The sequence below is a fragment of the Nocardia sp. NPDC050717 genome (assembly GCF_040654275.1).
Lineage (GTDB): Bacteria > Actinomycetota > Actinomycetes > Mycobacteriales > Mycobacteriaceae > Nocardia.
This window is the reverse complement of record NZ_JBFAHR010000001.1, coordinates 544745-567008: the sequence shown is the minus strand read 5'-3', so window position 1 is coordinate 567008 and position 22264 is coordinate 544745. Positions and strand designations below refer to the sequence as shown.

Annotated in this window: 20 protein-coding genes; 10 read left to right on the top strand and 10 right to left on the bottom strand. The window is 70.9% G+C overall.

The window, feature by feature from the left end:
• Nucleotides 1–98: 98 nt before the first annotated feature.
• Nucleotides 99–1478, top strand: a complete 1380-nt coding sequence (locus AB0H56_RS02560) for a DUF1731 domain-containing protein (protein ID WP_357156324.1) — start codon at nucleotides 99–101, stop codon at nucleotides 1476–1478.
• Here the strand turns inward: AB0H56_RS02560 and pcrA are convergent.
• Nucleotides 1475–4051: a DNA helicase PcrA gene (gene pcrA / locus AB0H56_RS02555; RefSeq protein ID WP_357156322.1), complete on the bottom strand. Its 2577-nt coding sequence runs from the start codon at nucleotides 4049–4051 to the stop codon at nucleotides 1475–1477. The genes AB0H56_RS02560 and pcrA overlap by 4 nt on opposite strands.
• A gap of 299 nt (nucleotides 4052–4350) precedes the next feature.
• On the opposite strand from pcrA, the gene AB0H56_RS02550 reads away from it, so the two are divergent.
• Nucleotides 4351–4644 carry a chorismate mutase gene (locus AB0H56_RS02550; RefSeq protein ID WP_022566231.1) on the top strand — a complete coding sequence of 98 codons (294 nt, stop codon included), beginning with the start codon at nucleotides 4351–4353 and terminating at the stop codon, nucleotides 4642–4644.
• Between the two features lie 90 nt (nucleotides 4645–4734).
• On the opposite strand, the gene AB0H56_RS02545 is transcribed toward AB0H56_RS02550, so the two are convergent.
• On the bottom strand, nucleotides 4735–6189 hold the full coding sequence (locus tag AB0H56_RS02545) for an NAD-dependent succinate-semialdehyde dehydrogenase (protein ID WP_357156320.1): 1455 nt from the start codon (nucleotides 6187–6189) through the stop codon (nucleotides 4735–4737).
• Between the two features lie 223 nt (nucleotides 6190–6412).
• On the opposite strand from AB0H56_RS02545, the gene pgi reads away from it, so the two are divergent.
• Nucleotides 6413–8053: a glucose-6-phosphate isomerase gene (gene pgi / locus AB0H56_RS02540; protein WP_357156318.1), complete on the top strand. Its 1641-nt coding sequence runs from the start codon at nucleotides 6413–6415 to the stop codon at nucleotides 8051–8053.
• Here the strand turns inward: pgi and AB0H56_RS02535 are convergent.
• The 4 genes from AB0H56_RS02535 to AB0H56_RS02520 all read right to left on the bottom strand — a co-directional run bounded on the left by AB0H56_RS02535 (nucleotide 8022) and on the right by AB0H56_RS02520 (nucleotide 12136).
• On the bottom strand, nucleotides 8022–8612 hold the full coding sequence (locus AB0H56_RS02535) for a potassium channel family protein (RefSeq protein ID WP_357156316.1): 591 nt from the start codon (nucleotides 8610–8612) through the stop codon (nucleotides 8022–8024). The genes pgi and AB0H56_RS02535 overlap by 32 nt on opposite strands.
• 262 nt (nucleotides 8613–8874) lie before the next feature.
• A complete protein-coding gene (locus tag AB0H56_RS02530) occupies nucleotides 8875–9543 on the bottom strand; it encodes a nucleoside/nucleotide kinase family protein (RefSeq protein WP_357156314.1) in 669 nt (222 codons plus the stop codon).
• Between the two features lie 340 nt (nucleotides 9544–9883).
• Nucleotides 9884–11512 carry an acyl-CoA dehydrogenase family protein gene (locus tag AB0H56_RS02525; protein ID WP_357156312.1) on the bottom strand — a complete coding sequence of 543 codons (1629 nt, stop codon included), beginning with the start codon at nucleotides 11510–11512 and terminating at the stop codon, nucleotides 9884–9886.
• Nucleotides 11513–11530: 18 nt separating this feature from the next.
• Nucleotides 11531–12136, bottom strand: a complete 606-nt coding sequence (locus tag AB0H56_RS02520) for a TetR/AcrR family transcriptional regulator (protein ID WP_357156310.1) — start codon at nucleotides 12134–12136, stop codon at nucleotides 11531–11533.
• Between the two features lie 59 nt (nucleotides 12137–12195).
• On the opposite strand from AB0H56_RS02520, the gene AB0H56_RS02515 reads away from it, so the two are divergent.
• Together AB0H56_RS02515 and AB0H56_RS02510 are read left to right on the top strand one after the other, a co-directional pair.
• On the top strand, nucleotides 12196–12981 hold the full coding sequence (locus AB0H56_RS02515; protein ID WP_357156308.1) for a crotonase/enoyl-CoA hydratase family protein: 786 nt from the start codon (nucleotides 12196–12198) through the stop codon (nucleotides 12979–12981).
• Complete coding sequence (locus tag AB0H56_RS02510) at nucleotides 12981–14390, top strand: hypothetical protein (protein WP_357156306.1); 1410 nt, start codon at nucleotides 12981–12983, stop codon at nucleotides 14388–14390. Before AB0H56_RS02515 ends, AB0H56_RS02510 begins: the two co-directional genes overlap by 1 nt.
• A gap of 118 nt (nucleotides 14391–14508) precedes the next feature.
• Here the strand turns inward: AB0H56_RS02510 and AB0H56_RS02505 are convergent, their stop codons facing one another.
• The gene (locus AB0H56_RS02505) at nucleotides 14509–15186 is read right to left on the bottom strand and encodes a TetR/AcrR family transcriptional regulator (RefSeq protein WP_357156304.1); all 678 of its coding nucleotides are present in this window, start codon (nucleotides 15184–15186) and stop codon (nucleotides 14509–14511) included.
• 110 nt (nucleotides 15187–15296) lie between these two features.
• Nucleotides 15297–15986 carry a pyridoxamine 5'-phosphate oxidase family protein gene (locus AB0H56_RS02500; RefSeq protein ID WP_357156302.1) on the bottom strand — a complete coding sequence of 230 codons (690 nt, stop codon included), beginning with the start codon at nucleotides 15984–15986 and terminating at the stop codon, nucleotides 15297–15299.
• A gap of 82 nt (nucleotides 15987–16068) precedes the next feature.
• Between AB0H56_RS02500 and AB0H56_RS02495 the strand changes: the two genes are divergently transcribed.
• The 3 genes from AB0H56_RS02495 to AB0H56_RS02485 all read left to right on the top strand — a co-directional run bounded on the left by AB0H56_RS02495 (nucleotide 16069) and on the right by AB0H56_RS02485 (nucleotide 19195).
• On the top strand, nucleotides 16069–17427 hold the full coding sequence (locus AB0H56_RS02495; protein ID WP_357156300.1) for a PLP-dependent aminotransferase family protein: 1359 nt from the start codon (nucleotides 16069–16071) through the stop codon (nucleotides 17425–17427).
• Between the two features lie 77 nt (nucleotides 17428–17504).
• The gene (locus AB0H56_RS02490; RefSeq protein ID WP_357156298.1) at nucleotides 17505–17750 is read left to right on the top strand and encodes a DUF2630 family protein; all 246 of its coding nucleotides are present in this window, start codon (nucleotides 17505–17507) and stop codon (nucleotides 17748–17750) included.
• Nucleotides 17747–19195 carry an NAD(P)/FAD-dependent oxidoreductase gene (locus AB0H56_RS02485; RefSeq protein WP_357156297.1) on the top strand — a complete coding sequence of 483 codons (1449 nt, stop codon included), beginning with the start codon at nucleotides 17747–17749 and terminating at the stop codon, nucleotides 19193–19195. Before AB0H56_RS02490 ends, AB0H56_RS02485 begins: the two co-directional genes overlap by 4 nt.
• Here the strand turns inward: AB0H56_RS02485 and AB0H56_RS02480 are convergent.
• Together AB0H56_RS02480 and cobF are read right to left on the bottom strand one after the other, a co-directional pair.
• Complete coding sequence (locus AB0H56_RS02480) at nucleotides 19188–20057, bottom strand: DNA-formamidopyrimidine glycosylase family protein (protein WP_357156295.1); 870 nt, start codon at nucleotides 20055–20057, stop codon at nucleotides 19188–19190. The genes AB0H56_RS02485 and AB0H56_RS02480 overlap by 8 nt on opposite strands.
• A gap of 32 nt (nucleotides 20058–20089) precedes the next feature.
• On the bottom strand, nucleotides 20090–20827 hold the full coding sequence (gene cobF, locus AB0H56_RS02475) for a precorrin-6A synthase (deacetylating) (RefSeq protein WP_357156293.1): 738 nt from the start codon (nucleotides 20825–20827) through the stop codon (nucleotides 20090–20092).
• A gap of 45 nt (nucleotides 20828–20872) precedes the next feature.
• On the opposite strand from cobF, the gene AB0H56_RS02470 reads away from it, so the two are divergent.
• Entirely contained in the window at nucleotides 20873–21676 is an 804-nt protein-coding gene (locus AB0H56_RS02470; RefSeq protein ID WP_357156291.1) for a thymidylate synthase, read from the top strand.
• On the top strand, nucleotides 21673–22161 hold the full coding sequence (locus tag AB0H56_RS02465) for a dihydrofolate reductase (RefSeq protein ID WP_357156289.1): 489 nt from the start codon (nucleotides 21673–21675) through the stop codon (nucleotides 22159–22161). Before AB0H56_RS02470 ends, AB0H56_RS02465 begins: the two co-directional genes overlap by 4 nt.
• Nucleotides 22162–22264 lie beyond the last annotated feature (103 nt).

Here is a 22264-nt window from a genome sequence, read left to right as displayed (position 1 = left end):
GACCACAGCAAACCCGCGCCGTGGACCAACCGCCGGCCGCCGACGTATCGTGGCTGGCATCTGAGTCTGGCCTGAAGTCGCGGAGAGGCGGGGGAGTTATGGGTGGTACAACGCGGTACACGCAGTTCATCGCACTGGCACCGGAATTGGTGTGGAGCGTGCTCGGGGACATCTCGCAGTGGCCGGAATGGAATCCGGGCGTGCGGGACGTGTGGATGCACGGGCCCGTAGAGGTGGGTGCCACCGGCGATTACGTGCCCAACGGCAAACTCTCGGCACGGGTGCACGACCGATTCGGCAAACCTTTCACCGTCACCACGCTGACGCCGGAGCGGGAGCTGACCATCGAGCAGCCCGAACCCGCGGGCACGATGCGGCTCACCTGGCGGCTGACGCCCCGCGACGGCGGCACCGAGATCACCCAGGAACTGCGCTTCAGCGGGCCCTCCGCCGCGGCGATGCGCGCCGTCGTCCGCCCCTACATCGAAACCGATGTGCGGGTGAACTTCTCGCGGCTGGCCCGGCTGGCCGGACTCGTCCCCGCCGAGGACGCGCTCACCGTGGTCATCGCGGGCGGCACCGGTGCACTCGGCACCCAGATCGCCGCCGACCTGATCTGCCGCGGGCTGCACGTCACCCTGCTCACCCGGCGCCGGGACCGCTCACTGCCGTTCCGGCAGACCGAATGGGACGGCCGCTCGGTCGGTGCCTGGGCCGCCGAACTGCGCGAACCCGGACCGCTGGCCGTGATCAACCTGGCGGGCAAACTCGTCGACGTGCGGCCCACCGAGCGCAATATCGCCGAATTGCGTTCCAGCCGGGTGGATTCCACCACGGCGCTGGTCGCTGCCGCCGGGCTCCGCGACAAGCCCGTCGACTACTGGGTGCAGGCGAGCACCACCGCCATCTGGTCCGACGCGGGCGAAACCCGCTGCACCGAAACCACTCCCCTGCCGGTCGGCCTGCCGCAGATGACCGGCGTCGCTCAGCCGTGGGAGGACGCCTTCGACCCGGCGCGGGCCGAACACTGGACGATCCTGCGCACCTCCATCGTCCTCGAACCCGACGCGCCGGCGCTCAAACGCCTCACCCAGCTCACCAAGGCGGGACTCGGCGGCCGTGTCGGCCCCGGCGACCAGTGGTTCAGCTGGATCCACATCGAGGACTGGCTGGCCATCGTGCGCGCCGCGCTCGGCCTCGACCCCGAGATCGCCCTCCCCGACGGCATTCTCGTGGCCGCCACCGAGAACCCGGTGCGCAACACCGAACTCATGGCGAGCCTGCGCCGCCACCTGCACCGGCCGCCGTCCCCGCCGACCCCGTCGGCCATACTGAAGGTGGGTGCCGTGGTCCTGCGCTCCGATGCCGCGCTCGGCCTCACCGGGCGCCACGCCACCTCGGAGATCCTGCCCAAGGTGGGCTTCACCTTCCGCTACCCCACCTTGGACGAGGCCCTGACCGACCTCTTACCGCACTAGAGCTTGACGATGGTCCGGCTGTACTGGGGGATCAGCCGGATCTTCCCCGCGGTGCCGAAGTCGATGGTGACGGTCGCCAGCGGGCCGACGCCGTCGGCGGCGACCACGCGGCCGAGACCGTACTTGTCGTCGCTGACCCGGTCGCCCACCGCGAGCACGAGATCGGTGTTGTTGCGCTTGATCCCGCCGCCCGGCGCCGGCCTGCGCTGCCCGGACCCGCCACGCACGCCGGGGCGCTGATCCCAGCCGTCGCCGCGCGTCCAATCGCGCTCGAAGCCGCTGTCCTCGCCGCGGCGGCGGCCGCGCTGCACCGGCGACACCACCGGCTCCAGCCGGCGCCAATCCAGCAGATGCTGCGGAATCTCCTGCAGGAAGCGGGATTCCGGATTCGACACGGGCTGCCCCCAGCCCGAGCGCACCACGGCGCGCGACAGATACAGCCGCTGACGCGCGCGGGTGATGCCCACGTAGGCGAGCCTGCGCTCCTCGGCCAGCTCGGTGGGATCGCCGAGAGCGCGCATGTGCGGGAACTGCCCGTCTTCCCAGCCGGTGACGAACACGACGGGGAATTCCAGGCCCTTCGCGGTGTGCAGCGTCATCATCGTGACGACACCCGAGCCCTCGTCCGGGATCTGGTCGGTATCGGCGACGAGCGAGACCCGCTCCAGGAAGGCCGCCAGCGAGCCGGGTTCGGGTTCACCGTCGCCCACCTCGGGCAACAGCCCCTCCTCGCGCGCGGCCTCCGCGTTGTTGAACGCCTCGGAACTGAATTCGCGTGCCACGCTGACGAGTTCGTTGAGATTGTCGAGCCTGGCGCCGTCCTGCGGATCGTCGGAGGACTCCAGTTCGGCGCGGTATCCGGTGCGGTCGAGCACCGCGTCGACGACATTGCCGACATCGGGATATTCGCTGTCGGCGCGTTTTCCGGCCGCGCGGATCTCGTCGAGCAGCTCGAGGAAGCCGGCGATCGCCCGCTGCGCCCGCGTGTTCAGCAACGCGACTTTCCCGTCGGCGGCATCGCGCAGCGCGGCGGCGAAACCGATATCGCGCTGTTCGGCATGCACCGCGACACAGGCTTCGGCGCGGTCGCCGATGCCACGGCGCGGCGTATTGAGAATGCGGCGCAGGCTCACCGCGTCGTCGGGATTCTCCAGCACGCGCAGATACGCGACCACGTCGCGGACCTCTTTGCGCTCGTAGAATCGGACGCCGCCGACCACCTTGTACGGCAGGCCCATGCGGATGAAGATCTCTTCCAGCGCGCGCGAATTGTTGTTGGTGCGATAGAACACCGCCACATCGCCGTAGGTGGCCTCGCCCGCGTCGACGAGCTTGTCGATCTCCTTGGCGACGAAGGCGGCCTCGTCGTGTTCGTTGTCGGCGACATAGCCGGTGATCAGTTCGCCCTCACCGGAATCGGTCCACAGCGTCTTCTCGCGCCTGCCCTCGTTGCGCGAGATCACCGCGTTGGCCGCGGAGAGGATGTGCTGGGTGGAGCGGTAGTTCTGTTCCAGCAGAATGGTTTCCGCGTCGGGGAAATCGCGTTCGAATTCCTCGATGTTGCGGATGGTCGCGCCGCGGAAGGCGTAGATCGACTGGTCGGCGTCACCGACGACGCACAGCTCGCTGGGCTCGACGCCCTCCGCCTCGCCCTCGGTGTGGTGCCCGACGAGCTCGCGCACCAGCACGTACTGGGCGTGGTTGGTGTCCTGGTACTCGTCGACGAGCACGTGCCGGAACCGGCGCCGGTAGTACTCGGCCACCTGCGGGTGGTTCTGCAACAGGGCCACCGTCTCGCCGATCAGATCGTCGAAATCCAGGGCGTTGGCCGCGCGCAGCCGCTTCTGGTACTCGGCGTAGACGCGGGCGACCAGCGCGGGCAGCTCGGTCTCGTCGGCCTCGGCGTCGGCCGCGGCCTGCTCGGGCCCGATCAGCTCGTTCTTCAGGTTGGAAATCGCGGTCGCCAGCAATCGCGCCGAATATTTTTTGGTGTCGATGTCGAAATCGCGGCTGATCATCGTGAGCAGCCGGCGCGAATCGTCGGCATCGTAGATGGAGAAATTCGAATTCAGCCCCGGCAGCAACGCGGCCTGCATCCGCAGAATCCGGACACAGCTGGAATGGAACGTCGAGACCCACATGCTGGCCGCGCGGGGGCCGACCAGCCCGGCCACCCGCTCGCGCATCTCGGCGGCGGCCTTGTTGGTGAAGGTGATGGCGAGGATCTGCCCGGTCTGCACGCCGCGGGCGGCGAGCAGGTAGGCGATGCGCCGGGTGAGCACGGCCGTCTTGCCCGAGCCGGCGCCCGCGACGATCAACAGCGGCGAGCCCGCGTGCACCACGGCGGCGCGCTGCTGCGGATTGAGCCCGTCGAGCAGGCGCTCTGTCTCCTCCGCGCGACGCTGGGCCCGCTCCTTGCGGCGCTGCTCCTGCTCGGCGCTGTGCCGGGCCGCCGCCTCGGCCAGGCCGCCACCGGACGCACCGGAATCACCGCCGTCCCGACGCGATAGCACCGCGGGCGCGGGTTCGCTGGGATCGGCGGCTGAGGCGTGGGGAGCGACCGTGATATCCATCGTCTGTCCACGCTACCGGCGGGCACCGACAGGTCGCGAACCGCCGGGTTCTCAGCAGATTCACAAACGCAGCTGTTTTGCATAGGTATGGGCCCGTGGCACACTGGGCTTCATGGTCAGTGCTTCGCCGCGCGCCCGGATCGGCAACCGATCCGATATCGTTGCGATGAGCGCGACTTTTTGCGTACTCCCGGGGGGATCAGGTACCGCCCATCGGGAAAGTTTCAGGGTGAAGGAACAGATCGGGTAACGGGCCGTCGGGCCGAACCGATCCAAGTTCTGACACGAGGAGATGAATGATGAGCACCCCTGCTACGACCACCGGGTCCGATTCGGCGCTGCCGCAATCCGAAGCGGAGATCGAGAAGCTCCGCCTCGAGATCGACCAGCTCGACGCCACGATCCTCGCCGCGATCAAACGCCGCAGCGAGATCTCGCGGATCATCGGACGTACCCGGATGGCCTCCGGCGGACCTCGCCTGGTCCACAGCCGGGAGATGAAGGTGCTCGAGCGCTTCAGCGAGCTCGGCCAGGAGGGTCACACCCTCGCCATGCTGCTGCTGCGTCTCGGTCGAGGCCGCCTCGGTCGCTGAGACCCCCCACGCCACGCGGCGCGCCATCCAGCGCGCCGCCGCCACAAAGCCGCCCCGGGTGCTACACCATCCCCGGGGCGGTTTCGCGTCTCAGGTCAGCGCGATGTACTTCGTGTTCAGGTATTCCTCGATGCCCTCGATGCCGCCCTCGCGGCCGAAGCCCGATTCCTTCACCCCGCCGAACGGGGCCGCCGGGTCGGAGATGACGCCGCGATTGACGCCGACCATGCCCGTCTCGACCGCCTCCGACACCCGGAGCGCCCGCTCGAGATCACGCGTGTAGACGTAGCTGACCAGGCCATATTCGGTGTTGTTCGCCGCAGCGAGACCCTCCTCCTCGGTGTCGAACGCGACGATCGGCGCCACCGGCCCGAACACCTCCTCGTGCACGATGCGGGCCGAGGACGGGACATCGGCGAGGACGGTGGCCGGGTAGAACCAGCCGGGACCGCCGGGCGCCTTGCCACCGAGCAGCACCCGCGCGCCCTTGCCGACGGCGTCGTCCACCAGCTCGCTGACGATCCCGAGCTGGTCCTCGCTCACCAGCGGGCCGAGAGTGCTGTCCGGGTCGGTGCCGGGGCCGAGCACCACGCTGTCGGTCATCGCCGCGACCAGCTTGGTGGTGAACTCCTCGAGCACGCCGCGCTGGACGTGGAAGCGGTTGGCCGCGGTGCACGCCTCGCCGCCGTTGCGCAGCTTGGCCTGCATCGCGCCGGCGACCGCGGCGTCGATGTCGGCGTCGTCGAACACGACGAACGGCGCGTTGCCACCCAGTTCCATCGAGGTGCGCAGCAGACGGTTCGCCGAGGCCGCGACGAGCTTCTTACCGACCTCGGTCGAGCCGGTGAAGGTGAGCTTGCGCAGGCGCGGATCGTCGATCAGCGGGCCGGTGACGGCACCGGAACGCCGCGTCGTGACCACCGAGAGGACGCCGTCGGGCAAACCGGCCTCGCTGCACAGTTTCGCCAGCGCCAGCATGGTCAGCGGGGTCGCCGAGGCGGGCTTGACGACCATCGTGCACCCGGCCGCCAGCGCGGGCCCGATCTTGCGGGTGCCCATGGCGAGCGGGAAGTTCCACGGCGTGATCGCCAGACACGGGCCGACCGGCTGCTTGGTCACCATGATCCGCCCCGCGCCCGATGGCGCGTGCAGGTAGCGGCCGTGGACGCGCACCGCCTCCTCGCTGAACCAGCGGAAGAACTCGGCGCCGTAGCGCACCTCGTTGCGGCTCTCCTGCAGCGCTTTGCCCATCTCGAGCGTCATCAGCAGCGCGAACTCCTCGGCGCGTGCCGTGAGCTGCTCGAACACGGCGCGCAGGATCTCGCCGCGCTCCCTGGCCGGGGTCGCCGCCCACGACGCGCCCGCGGCGACGGCCGCGTCGAGCGCGCGCATCGCGTCCTCGGGCGTCGCGTCGGCGACCTCGGCGAGCACCGAGTCGTCGGCGGGATTGCGCACCGCGAAGGTGCCGCCGCCGGTCGCCTCGACCGGCCCGGAGCCGATCCACAAACCCTTCGGTACGAATTCGAGTACTTCACGTTCGGACACTGTTCCGCCTCTCCGCGTACTCAGCGTGTCGTCCGGGAGCTCGACCGTCGGCTCTCGGTCTTCCGTCGGGATTCGTGATGCTGGGAGGTGGCCGGGGAGTTACCCATGTGCTCGCTCGATCATCTCATCGCCTCCCGCCCGGTCGTTTCGACCGTACCGGGTGCCGGTCCGGCTCGTCGACATACCCGCGCCCGGCCTGGCCGACGCTGTAATGTCGGCTGTCGTGAGCAGCGACATCACCGCGTCGGCGGCCTGGCAGGCACTGCACGACAATCACCGCAGCGTCGCACCAGTGCACCTGCGCGAGCTGTTCGCCGAGGATCCGGCGCGCGGCAAAGACATGACCCTGCGGGTGGCCGACCTGCACATCGACTACAGCAAACATCGCGTGACCCGCGAAACCCTGCGACTACTGGTCGATCTCGCCCGCACCGCCGGTGTCCCCGAGCGGCGCGACGCGATGTTCTCCGGCACCCACATCAACACCTCCGAGGACCGCGCCGTCGGGCACATCGCGCTGCGGCTACCGCGCGGCGAACAGGTCATCATCGACGGCGCCGAAGCGAGCACCGAGGTGCACGAAGTGCTCGACAGGATGGGCGAATTCGCCGATTCGGTGCGCTCGGGGCAGTGGCGCGGCGCGACCGGGGAACGCATCACCACGGTGGTCAACATCGGCATCGGCGGCTCCGACCTCGGGCCCGACATGGTGTATCGCGCGCTGCGCCACTATGTGCAGCCCGGCCTCTCGGCGCGGTTCGTCTCCAATGTCGACCCGTGCGATCTGGTCGCCAAGCTCGCCGGGCTCGATCCGGCGAGCACCCTGTTCATCGTCGCCTCCAAGACCTTCTCCACCCTCGAGACGCTCACCAACGCGACGGCGGCGCGCCGCTGGCTGGTCGACGCGCTCGGCGAGGACGCCGTCGCCAAGCATTTCGTCGCGGTCTCCACCAATGCCGAACGCGTCGCCGAGTTCGGTATCGACCCCGCGCACATGTTCGGATTCTGGGACTGGGTCGGCGGGCGCTATTCGGTCGACTCGGCCATCGGCCTCGCGGTGATGGTGGCGATCGGCAAGGAGCGGTTCGCCGAGTTCCTCGACGGAATGCACGCCGTCGATCGGCATTTCGCGACCGCGCCGCTGGACCAGAACGGTCCGGTGCTGCTCGGCATGCTCGGGGTCTGGTACTCGAACTTCTTCGGTGCCGAATCGCGCGCGGTGCTGCCGTATTCGAACGATCTGGCGCGCTTCCCCGCGTATCTGCAGCAGCTGACGATGGAGTCCAACGGCAAGTCGGTGCGCGCCGACGGCACTCCCGTGACCACCTCGACCGGCGAGATCTTCTGGGGCGAGCCGGGCACCAACGGCCAGCACGCCTTCTATCAGTTGCTGCACCAAGGCACCCGGCTGATCCCTGCCGACTTCCTCGGCTTCGCCAGGTCCACCGACGACCTGCCGACCCGCGACGGCACCGGCAGCATGCACGACATCCTGATGAGCAACCTGTTCGCGCAGAGCAAGGTGCTGGCCTTCGGCAAGACCGCCGAGGAGATCGCCGCCGAGGGCACCGACCCGAAGCTGGTGCCGCACAAGGTGATGCCCGGCAACCGGCCGAGCACCACGGTCCTCGCGCCGGAGCTCACGCCGTCGACGGTGGGTCAGCTGATCGCGCTCTACGAGCACCAGGTGTTCGTGGAGGGCACGATCTGGGGCATCGACAGCTTCGATCAGTGGGGTGTGGAACTCGGCAAGCAGCAGGCGCTGGCGCTGGCGCCGCTGCTCAGCGAGCCGGACCAGCCGGTGTCGCAGGGTGATTCGTCGACCGATGAGCTCATCGGGTGGTATCGGGCCCATCGTCGCTGACCTCGCGCGCGCGGCGGGCCTCGGCACGGGCCTGCTCGGCCCGGCCGAGGCGGGTGCCGACGCCGGCCGTGACGATGTGGATGAGGGTGCCGAGGACCACGAGGTCGAACACGATCTGCACCATCGTCACGATCCGCGCGGCCTGCCCGGTCGCGTGCACGTCGCCGTAGCCGACGGTGCCGAGCGTGACCAGGGTGTAGTACAGCGCGTCGGTGCGCGTCACCAGGCCGTCGAACTGGTCCTGGTGCAGCAGCTCCAAGCGGTAGTAGAACATCGAGAAGACCACGCAGACGATGCACACCACCAGCAGCACCCCGTCGACGCGCCCACCCGCCGTGACCGGTTCTTTCAGGAAGTGATCGATCCGCCGCCACACCAGCCAGCCCAGGCCTGCGACCCCCGCGATGAACCCGACCACGCCCAGCAACCGCCCCGGCCACGCGTCGAGCTCGAAGAACACGCCGGTCGGCACGCTGTAATAGAGCAGCAGCGCGAAGGCCGCCGCCGCGGCGTTGCGCAGCGCGTGCACCGGGACACCGACCCGCCGTCCTCGCGTCATCGGTCCATGATTGCTCGCACGTCGCCGGATACGGGGCACACGCGCCGACCACGAACCCGATTCGGTGCCGGCTTGCCGCCCGGTTCGGCCGCTCAGCGGGCACCGAGCTGATTCGTTTCCGCGGTCGACGTTCGGCCACCGCCCTCCCAGGCAGGCCAGCGGCTACGCACGACCCTCGAGCTGCCCTTCGACCATGCCCGCCACCGGGCTGTCCTCGACCATGCTCGCCATCGGCGTTCGGTCGCGGCTCGGCTTCGGTCGGTTAGCCGATCCGGTAGCCGGTTCCGGCCGCCGACAGGATCAGGTCGGCCCGTTCCCTGCTCGCGGCGATGAGGTCGGCATTGCGCAGGTCGCTGTCGCGGACCTTCATGTCGGCGGCCTCGGGGGTTCGGCCGCCCACGATGTGTCTGTGGACGAGACGCTCGGTGAGGGTCTCGCGCGGGGCGTCGAGGTACCAGCACGCGTCGAGCAGGCCGCGCACCTCGGCCCAGCCGGGCGCCTCGGCATCGGTGAGCAGCAGGTAGTTGCCCTCGACGATCACGATCTGTTCGTCGCGCACGATCAGGCCGCCCGCGGTGGGTTCATCGATGGCCCGGTCGAACAGCGGCCACGGGATAGGCTCACCGATCGGCGCCTGCCGCAGCGTCCGCAGATCGGTGACGAATCCCGCCGCGTCGAAGGTGTCGGGTTCGCCCTTGCGGGCCAGTGCCCCGCGCGCCCGCAGGATCTCGTTGCGCAGGTGGTAGCCGTCCATCGGCGCGACCGCGGCAGTGTGTCCCGCCACGGTGAGCTCATCGCGCATCCGCTGGGCGAGGGTCGATTTGCCCGCCCCCGGCGGCCCGGCGAGGCCGAGCAGGAAGCGCTGTCCCGGCGCCCGGCCGACCGGAATCCGCCGGGCCAGCGCACGCACCGAGAGGCTGTCGGAGATCACCCGCGCAACCCTAGCGATCCCACCGACTCCTAGCCGTTCGCCGAACCCGCCCCAGTTCGAGCGGCGGGCCGAACTGCGGCAGCGGTCGCCGCGCACGACAGGCGCGACCGACCCGGCCACTGACGACCACCACACACGACAAGCGCGACCGACCGACCGGCGCGCGATGATTGCCGCGCACGGCGCGCGCGACCGACCGGCGCCTGACGATTGCGCCCACGACAGGCGCGATCAGACGCCACCGACGATCGCCGCGAACCACGCGCGCCACCTACCAGCGCCCGACGATCGCCACACACGACACGCGCCGCCAGACGATCACCGTGGCAAGACCGGCTCGCTACTGCACGTCGGCGAAGGCGCGTTCGACGATCGCGCCGGTGTCGACGCCGACGGGCAGGGTGCCGAAGGCGATGCCCCAGTCGTCGCCGAGGCGGGTGGCGCAGAAGGCGTCGGCGACGGCCGGGTGACCGTGGCGCACGAGCTGGGCACCCTGCAGGACCAGCGCCATCAGTTCCACGACGCGGCGCGCGCGGTACTCGATGTCGGACAGGTCGGTGAGTTCCTTGCCCACCCGGTCGATCGCGTCGTCCAGGCGCGGATTCGCGCCACGCGCCAGGGACACCTCGGCGAAGTAGGCCTCCACGCTCTCGGGCTGACGGCCCATGGCGCGCAAGGCGTCCAGCGCAGCGACGTTGCCCGAGCCCTCCCAGATCGACATCAGCGGCGCCTCCCGGTACAGCCGCGGCATGCCCGACTCCTCGGCATAACCGTTGCCGCCCAGGCATTCCAGCGCTTCGGCGGCGTGCATCGGCGCCCGCTTGCACACCCAGTACTTGGTGACGGCGAGCGCGATCCGGCGTAGCGCCGCCTCGGCCGGGTCGCTGCCTGCGCGGTCGGTGGCGCCGGCCAGCCGCATCATCACCGTGGTCGCGGCGTCGGACTCGATCACCAGGTCGGCCAGCACATTGCGCATCGCGGGCTGATCGATCAGCTTGGCGCCGAACGCTTCCCGATGGCGGGCGTGGTGCACCGCGGCGACGGCGCCCATCCGCATGCCGGTGGCCGAGCCGATCACGCAGTCGAGGCGGGTCATGTTGACCATCTCGATGATCGTCTTCACCCCGGCGCCCTCGGCACCGACCAGCCAGCCGGTGGCGTTCTCGTACTCGATCTCGGAGGAGGCGTTGGACTTGTTGCCCAGCTTGTCCTTGAGCCGCTGGATGCGGATCGGATTGCGGGTGCCGTCGGGCAGCACGCGCGGCAGCAGGAAGCACGAGAGCCCACCGGGCGCCTGGGCCAGCGTCAGGAACATGTCCGACATGGGCGCTGAGGTGAACCACTTGTGCCCGACGATCCGGTACGAGCCGTCCGGCTGCGGCGCGGCGGTGGTGGTGTTGGCGCGCACGTCCGAGCCGCCCTGCTTCTCGGTCATCGACATGCCCGCGATCAGACCGGCCTTGGTCGAGGGCTCGCGGAGGCCGAAATCGTAGGTGCGCGAACCGAGCAGCGGCTCGTAGCGGGCGGCGAGTTCGGGGTTGTGGCGCAGCGCGGGCACCACGGCGTAGGTCATCGAGATCGGACACATGTGCCCGGCGTCGGCGACGCCCCAGGTGTAGAACTTGGCGGCGCGCGCGGTGTGCGCGCCGGGCCGTTCGTCCAGCCACGGCGAGCCGTGCAGGCCATGGGCGACAGCGACATTCATCAGGTCGTGCCAGTGCGGGTGGAACTCCACCTCGTCGACCCGATGGCCCCAGCGGTCGTGGGTGTGCAGCACCGGCGGGTACTCGTTGGCGAGCCTGCCCCACTCCTGCGCGGCGACCTCACCGGCGAGCCTGCCGAGTTCACGCACCTCGGCCTCGGCCCAGCCCGCGCCTTCGCGGTGCAGCCCCTCGAGCAGCGCGGGATTGCGCGCGGCGTCGAAGGGGACCAGCGGGGGCACCTGGTTGAACACTTCATGGGTCTGCATGGCCGGAAACTCCTTCGACTACGACGATTCCGTGCGCGCACCGAGCGCGCGCACGGCGAAAGCCACCAATTCGGGGACGACGGACTCGGCGTGCGGGGCGGCCACCAGCGGCCCGACCAGCACCTCGCCGATCGACCCGACCAGGGCGGCCGCGCTGAGCGCCGCGTCCTGGGCGGGCAGCCCGTCCTCGGCGATGCCGTGCGAGATCGCGGTCTCGAAGACCGCGGCGAAAGCGCGCCGGAACTCCAGCCGTTGCGCGTCGACCGCCGTGTCGACCGGCTCGGCGAGCAGCACATAGGCCAGTTTCGGGTTCTTGAGCGCCCGCCCGGCGAAGGTCTCCACGGCCGCGGTGACCCGCTGGATCACATCGCCGCCGACGGCCGCGGCCCGCACCGCCTCGACCTCGCGGGCGACCACGGTCTCGAAGACGGCGGCCACCAGTTCGGCCTTGTTCTCGAACTGCTTGTAGACCGTGCCCGTGGCGATTCCCGCCTCGGCGGCCACGGCGGCCATCGAGAGCCCGGCGAACCCGTCGCGCGAGAGCACGCCGGTGGCGCCCTGCACGATCAGCGCGCGTTGCGCGTCGAGCCGGGCCTGCACGGCCGGGGTCCTGCGGTACACCACGCAAGAAGTGAACCACTGATTCACTGCTTCACGCAAGGCCGTGGCCGTATGGTCGAGGGATGTCCGACGGTTCATCGCCCCCGGTCCGCGTCGAGCACCAGGGGCCGGTCACCACCGTGATCCTGAGCAGGCCACACGCCCGCAACGCCGTCGACGGCCCGACCGCGCTGGCGCTGGCCGACGCGTTCCGCGCCTTCGACGCCGACCCGGCGGCCTCGGTCGCGGTGCTGTGGGGCGAACACGGCACCTTCTGCGCCGGCGCCGACCTGAAATCGCTCGGCACCGAGAACAGCAACCAGGTCACCGAGGACGGCGACGGCCCGATGGGCCCCACGCGGCTGCGGCTGTCCAAGCCGGTGATCGCCGCGGTCGCCGGGTACGCCGTGGCGGGCGGGCTGGAACTGGCGCTGTGGTGCGATCTGCGGGTCGCCGAACAGGACGCGACCTTCGGCGTGTTCTGCCGCCGCTGGGGCGTGCCGCTCATCGACGGCGGCACGGTGCGGCTGCCGCGCGTCGTCGGCGAGGGCCGCGCGCTGGACATGATCCTCACCGGACGTGCGGTGAGCGCGCCGGAGGCTTTGCAGATGGGCCTGGTGACGCGGGTCGTTCCCCCCGGCGAGGCCCGCCGGGCGGCCGAGGAACTGGCCGCGCAGCTGGCCGCCCTGCCGCAGACCTGCCTGCGCTCGGACCGCGCCGCCCTCTACGACCAGCACGGCCACACCGAGGACGAGGCGCTCCGGATCGAGTTCCAGCACGGGCTGAAGGCGCTGGCCGACGGCGCGCTCGACGGCGCCGCCCGCTTCGCCGCGGGCGCGGGCAGGCACGGCAGCCCCGAACCGCGGTGATGGACCGGCTCACGGTCGTCGACGAGATCTTCCTGCGCACCCATCGCGGGATGGGCACGCCGATCGCCCTGCAGGGACTGTGGCGGACCGATGATGCGCTGGAACCCGCGCTGCTGCGGTCGATTCACGATCGGCTTCGGGTCGGTGCGCTGGGTCGCCGGGTGGTCGGCGCGCGCGTTCCCGGCGCCCGGCGTGGCTGGCAGGCCACCACCGCCGCCCATCCGCTCGACCTCGGCGCCCCGCTCGCCGAACCCGCGATCCTCCACTGGGCCGACACCCTCGGCACCAACCTCGACCCTGAGTTCGGGCCCGGCTGGCGACTCTCGGCAGCACCGCTGCGAACAGGGGGAACCGTTGTCGCCCTGACGTGTTCGCACGTACTGGCCGATGCGCGCGGCCTGATCCACGCGGTCGCCACCGCCCTGGCCGAACTCACGGGTCAGCCAGCCGGCAGGCCGCGAACACCGACGGACGACGCATCGCGACTACCGGATCCACCATCGGAACCGCCCGTTCCCGCCTGCGCGTACGCGGATACCTCCATCGAAACACCGCCACGAAACACCAGTGCGCTTACGAGACATGCCGTTCCAGACCTCGTCACAGCCCGGGGTCCGCGGCTCGGGAAAACACCGTCGCACCTCCGAGCGCTCCGTCGCAACGATTCCGACTGGGCCGATGCCCGCGCGCAGTGGACGACCATCCTCGCCGGTACGGCCCGCGCCCTGCGCCAGGGCCTGCCGCGACCTCCCGCGACCCACCCGTCCGCGCCGTCGCCCGGGCGCGCGGTCCACAGCACAGTGCTCACTTTCGACGCCGCCGAGTGGGACGCCATCGCCGCCGCTACCGGAGCGACACCGAACAGCCTGTTCATCCATCTGGTGGCGAACATCCTGTGGGCGAACGGTTTCCCCGCACCGACGATCGCCGCGAGCCTGCCGGTGGACACCCGCGACGAGCCGCGCGTGGACAACGACCTCGCCGTCACCGAGATCGCGATCGACCGCGCCGACACCCCGGCCACGATCCGGGACAAGGCCCGGGACGCGTATCAGCGCCGCATGTCCAGCCCCGCGGGACTGCCGGAGGAAATCCTGCAGGTGCTACCCGACCGCTGGGCCTACGCGCTCAGCAAGGGCGCGGGCGAGCGAGACATCCTGTGCTCCAATATCGGAACGCTCCCCGACGCCCTGCGTACGGTCGGCGCCCACCACTGCGACCGGGTGGCCGCCCGCGCCATCCACCCCGGGCTCACCGAATTTCCGCGCACTCAGCTCTCCGGATATCTGTCCCGCCTTGGCGACACGTACACGTTGGCCCTGGTCAGCCTCTCCGGCTACCCCGAAACACTCGACCACGCCATCGATCACGCCTGCTCGGAGACAGGAGTACAACCGACGCACTGGTGATCGGCGCGCCCCAAGGCGGAGGGGCCATGGAATCCCGGTACGCCGCACAGGCCCGGCGGTCGCACCGCGCAGGGCGCAGACCACAGCGCCGCGAAGTTCCACCAGCGGCGCCCGACGATCAGGCCGCGGTCATGCCCACGAGCAGAGTTCGCAGCCCCCAGACGAATTGGTCGACGGAGTTCCACGCCGCCATCTCGTCCAGGTGGGCCGCGGTGCGGGGCCACCGGTGCGGGTCGACATCGCCCATTCGGGCCCTGCGCTGCGCGAGACGCTCGGAATCGGCGGGGAGTGGCGGCTTTCCGTCGGTCTCGGCCACGTCCAGCGCGATCGCGCCCAGCACCTGGACGATCACCGCGTGGACGCCGTGCGCCCTGGTCTGGGCAGGCAGACCACCGCGGGCCAGGCAGGTGAACATGGCCTCGCCGACATCGCGCGCGGCGGGTCCGTCCAGCGGGCCCGCCATCATCAGCGTCGCGACGGCGGGGTGCGCGCGCAGTTGATCGCGCAGGCCGAGGGCGAACTGGATCACCGCGGCCGTCCACTCCACGCCGGGGTCGGTGAGTGGGCTCAGCGGCACCGTCGCGAGGACCCGTTCGGTCACCGCGCGTTCCAGCTCCGCCCGGCTGGCGACGTAGGTGTACACGGCGTTCGGACGCACGCCGAGCCGCGCGGCGACCGCGCGAACCGACAGCGCGCCCGGCCCGCCCTCGTCGAGCAGCCCGAGCGCGGCGTCCACCACCCGCTCCGCGGTGAAGGACCGCCGCGTCGGTCGTTCCCCTGTCTTCCCGTCGGCCATGCGACGGACCGTACCCGGCCCCGCCGCCGATCCCCGGCACCTCGACCGGGGCTCATCGCCGGGCGGCGCGCCGGTCGACCGGTGGACCAAAGCCGGACCGGCGCGGTTGCTCACGCGGGGACGGCGCTTGGCGCGACCCTGGCGGCGACGTCGGCGGGCACGTCCACCCCCGGCTCGAGGTTGTCCGCGCCGATGGGCTCGCCCCACACCTGGCGCAGCGGCAACACACCGGCCCAGACGCCACCGGCGGCGATATCGGCCTCGTCGTCACCGGGGCCGCCGGTGCGGACCTTCACCGACGCCTCGGTCAGGTCGAGCGCGAGGACCATGGTGGCCGCCATCTCCTTGCGGTTCGGCGGACGCACCCGGTCCCAGGCGCCCGGCGCCGCCTGCTCGACGATCAGCCGCAGCGCCTCGAGCCGTTCGGCCTCGTCGGTGACCAGCACCGCCTTGCCGCGGACGACGGCGGAACGGAAGTTCATCGAGAAGTGCATGGCCGAGCGGGCGTACACCAGACCGTCGACATGCGTCACCGTCAACGAGATGTCGGTGTCGATCGCGGCGCGCATGTTGCCCGCGCCGGTGGAGCCGTGCAGGTAGAGCGTGTCGCCGGAGCGGCCGTAGATGGTCGGCAGTACGACCGGCGAGCCGCCGAGCAGCACACCGAGGTGGCAGACGATGCCCGCGTCGAGCACCGCGTCGAGGTCGGCGCGATCGGAGCTGCCGCGCTCCCGGTACCGGGTGATGGTGCTGCGCGGGGTCGGCGACAGGGGCGGGCGGTGGGTGTCGTGCGTGGTCATGTCTTCCAGCCTCGCCGGTAGAGTGGACCGCGCACAGGTCCAATTCGACAGTAGATCAACAGGCCAATTCGAGGTGCCGCCGATGCTCGACGAACTGCCGATCCCGCTCGACCGATCCGCCTCCGAACCACTGTCGGTGCAGGTGGCCGATGCCCTGCGCGCCGCGGCGACCGGCGGCGTGCTGCGGGTCAGCGACCGGTTGCCGTCCTCGCGGGCGCTCGCGCAACGACTCGGGGTGAGCCGCGCGGTGGTCTCGACCGCCTACGACCAGCTGCACGCCGAGGGCTGGATCGCCGGACGCCGCGGCTCCGGCACCTACCTGCGCACCGCGCCCGCGGCGGCCCCACCGCGCACCGCGCCGGGCCCCGGCGCCGTCCCCGAGACCGGTCTGCTCGACCTCCGGCCCGGCGCGCCCTGCACCGACGCCGTCGACCCGGCGGCCTGGCGCCGCGCCTGGCGGGCCGCGGGCGATCTCCCTGCGGCGGCCCGCAAGGACCGCGCCGGCGAACCGGAATTCCGGGTGACCGTGGCCGAGCACCTGCTCCGGCACCGCGGCCTCGTCGCCGAACCGGCATCGGTGCTGGCCACGGCGGGCACCAGCGCGGCGGTGGCCGAGCTGGCCGCCGCGCTGCTGCGCCCCGGCGACAGCGTCGCCTTCGAGGACCCCGGCTACCAGCGCGCGGTCGGCGCCTTCCGTGCCGCGGGCGTGCGCGTGCTCCCGGTGCCCGTCGACGACGACGGCATGCGCGTCGACCTGATCCCGCCCGGCGTCCGCGCGGTGTATTGCACACCGGCACACCAGTTTCCGCTGGGCGCGCGCATGCCCGCCGCGCGCCGGGTGGCGCTGATCGAATACGCGCGGGCGGCGGGCGTCTTCGTCATCGAGGACGACTACGACGGCGAATTGCGCTACGACACCGCGCCGCTGCCGCTGCTGGCGGCCATGGCGCCCGACGTGGTCGTGCACCTGGGCACCACCAGCAAGATCCTCACCACCTCCCTCGGCGTCGGCTGGCTCGTCGCCCGCCCGGACATCACCGACGCCGTGCTGGCCTACCGCACCGAGACCGGCACCGGCCCGAGCCCGGCGGGCCAGCGGGTGCTCAGCGAGTTCGCCAGGCACGGCGACCTGGCCCGGCACCTGCGCCGCCTGCGCCGCGTGGTGCCGCCGCGCCGGGCACTCGTCGTCGGCGCGCTCGTCGAGCGTGGCCTGCCCGTCCTCGGCGACGACGCGGGCTCGCACGTGGTCGTCCAGCTCCCCGACGCCGCCGCCGAACGTGCCGCGATCGCCGCCGCGCACGCTCGCGGCGTGCTGCTCAACGGCCTCGCCGACAACCACCTGGGCGAACCGCACCGCTTCGGCGTCGCCATCGGCTACACCGCGCCGAGCACCACCGAGCTGGCCACCGCGGTACCGATCGCCGCGGATTGCCTCACCTGAGCACGCCCGCGCGGTCGTAGCATGGACCGGGAGTCACGGTTCGGCACGACCCCTCCGAGTATGGAAGCGGTGAGCAGATGAACGATCAGGACATCCTCGCGCGGATCAAGCAGCTGGTCGACGACGAGCACGCGCTGCGCGCCAAGGCCACGGCGGGCGAGATCGACCCCGTCGCCGAACGGCAGCAGCTGGCCGAGCTGGAAGTGATGCTCGACCAGGCGTGGGATCTGTTGCGGCAGCGGCGCGCTCGCGCCGGCGCCGACGAATCGGCCGACGACACCGGACTGCGCTCGCCCCGTGAAGTCGAGGGCTACCTGCAGTGAGCGAGGCCGAATACGACGTCATCGTCATCGGCGGTGGCCCCGCGGGAGAGAACGCGGCCGCCTACGCCATCGCAGGCAGCGACCGCACCGCCGCGCTGGTCGAGCGGGAGCTGTTCGGCGGCGAATGCAGCTACTGGGCGTGTATCCCCAGCAAGGCGTTGCTGCGCCCGGGTGCCGTGCTCGGTCTGGGCAAGGCGATGCCCGGCGTGAGCGTGAGCGGGCCCCAGGTCGCCGACGTGCTCGCGCGGCGCGACCAGTTCGTGCACGATCGCGACGACTCGTCGCAGGTCGACTGGGCGAAATCGGCCAAGATCGAGCCGATCCGCGGTGCGGGCAGACTCGTCGGTGAGCGGCTCGTCGAGGTCGCCACCGACGACGGCGTGCGCGTCCTGCGGGCCAGGCACGCGGTCGTGCTCGCCACCGGAACCACGGCCGTCGTTCCCGATGTCCCCGGCCTCCGCGAGGCACTGCCGTGGACCTCGCGCGACGCCACCAACCTGACCGTCGTCCCCCGCCGCGTCGCGATCATCGGCGGCGGTGTGGTCGCCTGCGAGACCGCGACCTGGCTGGCCGAACTCGGCGCCGCCGAGGTCACCGTGCTGGTCCGCGGCGACCGCCTGCTGCCGAGGGCCGAACGCTTCGCCTCCGACATGGTGCTGGCCGGACTGCGCGACACCGGCGCCGTCACCGTGCGGCTGCACACCGAACCGAGCCTGGTCTCCCGGCGCGATCCGGCGGACACCGGGATCGGCCGCATCCACGGCGGACCCGTGACCCTCGTGCTCGACGACGGCGAACTCGAAGTCGACGAGCTTATCGTCGCCACCGGCCGCGCCCCCGCCACCGAGCACCTCGGCCTGGACGCGGTCGGCCTGCCGCCCGGCTATGTCGAGGTCGACGATCAGCTGACCGCCCGCGACGTCCCCGGTGCGTGGCTCTACGCCGTCGGCGACGTGAATCACCGGGCCGCGCTGACGCACATGGGCAAGTACCAGGCCAGGGTCTGCGGTGACGTGATCGCCGCCAGGGCCGAGGGCAGGCCCCTCGACGGCGCGCGCTTCGCCGCGAGCGCCGATCATCAGCAGGTCCCGCAGGTCGTGTACACCTCGCCGGAGCACGCCTCGATCGGCCTCACCGAACACGACGCGCGGGCCGCGGGCTACGCCGTCGACACCGTCGAACTCGATGTCGCCGTGGCCGGTTCGGCGCTGTCGCGTGACGATTTCACCGGGCACGCGAAACTCGTCGTCGACACCGCCGAGAACCGGCTGCTCGGCGCGACCTTCGTCGGCCCCGACATGGGTGAGCAGCTGCACGCGGCGACCATCGCGGTGGTCGGCCGGGTCCCGCTCGACACGCTGTGGCACGCCGTCCCGGCGTTTCCCGCCGTCAGCGAGTTCTGGCTGCGCCTGCTGGAGGCCTGGCGCGAGCGGCGCGCTACTTGAGCAGCCGCGACATGCGCCGGTCGGCGAGGATCTTGCCGCCGGTCTGACAGGTCGGGCAGTACTGGAACGAGCGCTCCGCGTAGGACACCTCGCGCACGATGTCACCGCAGACCGGGCACTTCTGCCCGGTCCGCGCGTGTACCCGCATGCCGGAACGCTTCTCGCCCTTGAGCCGGGCGGCGTCCTGGCCGACGGAGCGTTCCACCGCGTCGAGCAGAACCTCGCGCATCGCGGCGTACAGTCGCGAAACCGTCTCCGCCGACATCGTTTTCGTATTGGCGAACGGGGAGATCTTGGCGGTGTGCAGGATCTCGTCGGAGTAGGCGTTGCCGATGCCCGCGAGCAGCGTCTGATCGACGATGGCGGTCTTGATCCGCTGGGAGGTGCCTTTCAGCAACGCCGCGAACTCGTCCTCGGTGACGGCCAGCGCGTCCGGCCCGAGCCGGGCGATGCCGGGCACCAGCTTCGGATCGTCGACGACGTACACCGCGAGCCGCTTCTTGGTCCCCGCCTCGGTCAGATCGATCGCGGGCGTCGCGCCCTCCGGGGTGAAGAAGTGCACCCGCAGGGCCAGCGGCGACTTGCCACCCGGCTTGGGCGGCAACGGATTCGGCTCGTCGACCCAGCGCAACCAGCCGCCGCGGGACAGATGCGTGATCAACCACAGGCCGCCGCAGTCCATCCCGAGGAACTTGCCCCAGCGCCCCGCGCCGGTGACATCGCGCCCGGACAGCGCCGTGACCGGCGGGTCGAACGTCTTCACCGCGCTCAACGCGGCCACGTCGACTCGCCCCACCACCGCGCCGACCGCATGATCCCGCAGGAACTGCGCCAGCGCCTCCACCTCGGGTAGCTCGGGCACAGCGCCAGTTTAGCGGCCCGCGCGCCGCCGGGTCAGCGTCGACGCAGCAGGTAGACGTCCATGATCCAGCCCTTGGCGGCCCGCAGTTCCGCGCGGCGGGTGACGATTCGCTCGCCCACCTCGGCGAGTGGGCCCTCGATGAGGGTCTCGTCGGGCATGCCGAGGTAGGCACCCCACCAGATGTGCACGCCGTCGGCGGGGAGGTCGGTGAACGCGCAGTCGCCGTCGAGCATCACCACGGTCGATCCCGCGCCGAGCCCGTCCTCGCGCAGCCTGCGGCCGGTGGTGACGTGCACCGGCTCACCGATCCGGTGCAGCACCATGCGGTGCCGGGCGGCCAGCGCGGCGACGCTGGTGACACCGGGGATCACCTCGTAGTCGAACGCGCGCCCGCCCGCCAGCACCAGCTCGACCATCCGCAGCGTGCTGTCGTAGAGCGCCGGATCACCCCACACCAGGATCGCGCCGACCCCGTCGACCTCGTCGAAGGCGGCGCCGAGCAGTTCGGCGCGGCGTTCGTGCCAGTCCCGCACCACGCCCGTGTAGTCGTCGGGGGTGCGCTCGCGCGGCGGATCGGTGATCTCGATGATCCGGTGCGGCCCCGCGACGTGCTCGGCCAGGATCGCGGTGCGCACCTCGACGAGTTCCCGCTTCTCGTCGCCCTTGCCGATGACGAAGAAGGCGTCGGCCTCTCGCATGGCCTTGACTGCCTGCATCGTCACCTGGTCGGGGTCGCCCGCACCGATGCCGATCACGTAGAGCTTGCGCATACGCGGAGAGCTTGCCAGGTGCCGCGCACCGTAGAATCGCCAGGCGTGGCCACCCCTGATACGCAGTACGAGGATCTGCTCCGGACCGTGCTCGAACGCGGCACGCCCAAAGCCGATCGCACCGGCACCGGAACCCGCAGCATCTTCGGCCACCAGCTGCGCTACGACCTGGCCGAGAGCTTCCCGCTGATCACCACCAAGCGGGTCCATCTCAAGTCCATCGTCTACGAGCTGCTGTGGTTCCTGCGCGGCGATTCCAACGTGTCCTGGCTGCGCGAGCACGGGGTCACCATCTGGGACGAGTGGGCCGATCAGCACGGCGAGCTCGGTCCGGTCTACGGCGTGCAGTGGCGTTCGTGGCCCACCCCCGACGGCACCCATGTCGACCAGATCGCCCAGGTCCTGCACACCCTGCGCACCGACCCGGATTCGCGCCGGATGATCGTCTCGGCCTGGAACGTGGCCGATCTGGACAAGATGGCGCTCGCCCCGTGCCACGCCTTCTTCCAGTTCTACGTGGCCGACGGCAAGCTCTCCTGCCAGCTCTACCAGCGCAGCGCGGACCTGTTCCTCGGCGTGCCGTTCAACATCGCCAGCTACGCCCTGCTCACCCTGATGGTGGCCCAGCAGACCGAGCTGGAACCGGGCGAGTTCATCTGGACCGGCGGTGACGTGCACATCTACGACAACCACGTCGACCAGGTGCGCGAGCAGCTCGGCCGCGAGCCGTACCCGTTCCCGACGCTGCACCTGCGCCCGGCGACGAGCCTGTTCGACTACGTCTACGAAGACGTCGAGATCAGCGGCTACCGGCACCACCCCGGCATCAAGGCGCCGGTGGCGGTGTGAGTCGCGAGATCGGCCTGATCTGGGCGCAGGCCGCGAATGGGGTCATCGGGGTCGACAACACGATCCCCTGGCGTGTCCCCGAGGACATGGCCAACTTCAAGGACGTGACCATCGGTCACCCGGTGATCATGGGCAGGCGCACCTGGGACTCGCTGCCCACGTCGTTCCGGCCGCTGGTCGGCCGCCGCAACATCGTGGTCACCCGGCAGCCTGATTGGTCCGCCGACGGCGCCGAGCGTGCCGCGTCGCTGCCCGACGCGCTGACCCTCGCCGGCGAGGTCGACGTGTGGATCGCCGGCGGCGGCCAGATCTACCGCGAAGCCCTGCCGCTGGCGACAACACTGCTGGTCACCGAGGTCGACACGACCGTCGCGGGCGACGCGTTCGCACCGCCGATCGGGCCGGAGTGGCAGGCGGGCGACACGCCGTGGCGCGAGTCGAAAACCGGCCTCCGCTACCGCATTCGCCGCTACGTCAGGGCCTGACAACGCCTGGCTAACGGTCGGGGCAAAACGCCCGACCGCGGGCGGGGTCTCGGGCATACTCACCGATACCAGCCCCGCGAGAAGCCTGCGAAAGGCGCGATGT

Bases quoted from the DNA above. Each gene is read 5' to 3' on its own strand.
- AB0H56_RS02560 (WP_357156324.1), top strand. From the start codon at position 99: ATGGGTGGTACAACGCGGTACACGCAGTTCATCGCACTGGCACCGGAA.
- pcrA (WP_357156322.1), bottom strand. From the start codon at position 4,051: ATGGATATCACGGTCGCTCCCCACGCCTCAGCCGCCGATCCCAGCGAA.
- AB0H56_RS02550 (WP_022566231.1), top strand. From the start codon at position 4,351: ATGAGCACCCCTGCTACGACCACCGGGTCCGATTCGGCGCTGCCGCAA.
- AB0H56_RS02535 (WP_357156316.1), bottom strand. From the start codon at position 8,612: ATGACGCGAGGACGGCGGGTCGGTGTCCCGGTGCACGCGCTGCGCAAC.
- AB0H56_RS02525 (WP_357156312.1), bottom strand. From the start codon at position 11,512: ATGCAGACCCATGAAGTGTTCAACCAGGTGCCCCCGCTGGTCCCCTTC.
- AB0H56_RS02515 (WP_357156308.1), top strand. From the start codon at position 12,196: ATGTCCGACGGTTCATCGCCCCCGGTCCGCGTCGAGCACCAGGGGCCG.
- AB0H56_RS02510 (WP_357156306.1), top strand. From the start codon at position 12,981: ATGGACCGGCTCACGGTCGTCGACGAGATCTTCCTGCGCACCCATCGC.
- AB0H56_RS02505 (WP_357156304.1), bottom strand. From the start codon at position 15,186: ATGGCCGACGGGAAGACAGGGGAACGACCGACGCGGCGGTCCTTCACC.
- AB0H56_RS02500 (WP_357156302.1), bottom strand. From the start codon at position 15,986: ATGACCACGCACGACACCCACCGCCCGCCCCTGTCGCCGACCCCGCGC.
- AB0H56_RS02495 (WP_357156300.1), top strand. From the start codon at position 16,069: ATGCTCGACGAACTGCCGATCCCGCTCGACCGATCCGCCTCCGAACCA.
- AB0H56_RS02490 (WP_357156298.1), top strand. From the start codon at position 17,505: ATGAACGATCAGGACATCCTCGCGCGGATCAAGCAGCTGGTCGACGAC.
- cobF (WP_357156293.1), bottom strand. From the start codon at position 20,827: ATGCGCAAGCTCTACGTGATCGGCATCGGTGCGGGCGACCCCGACCAG.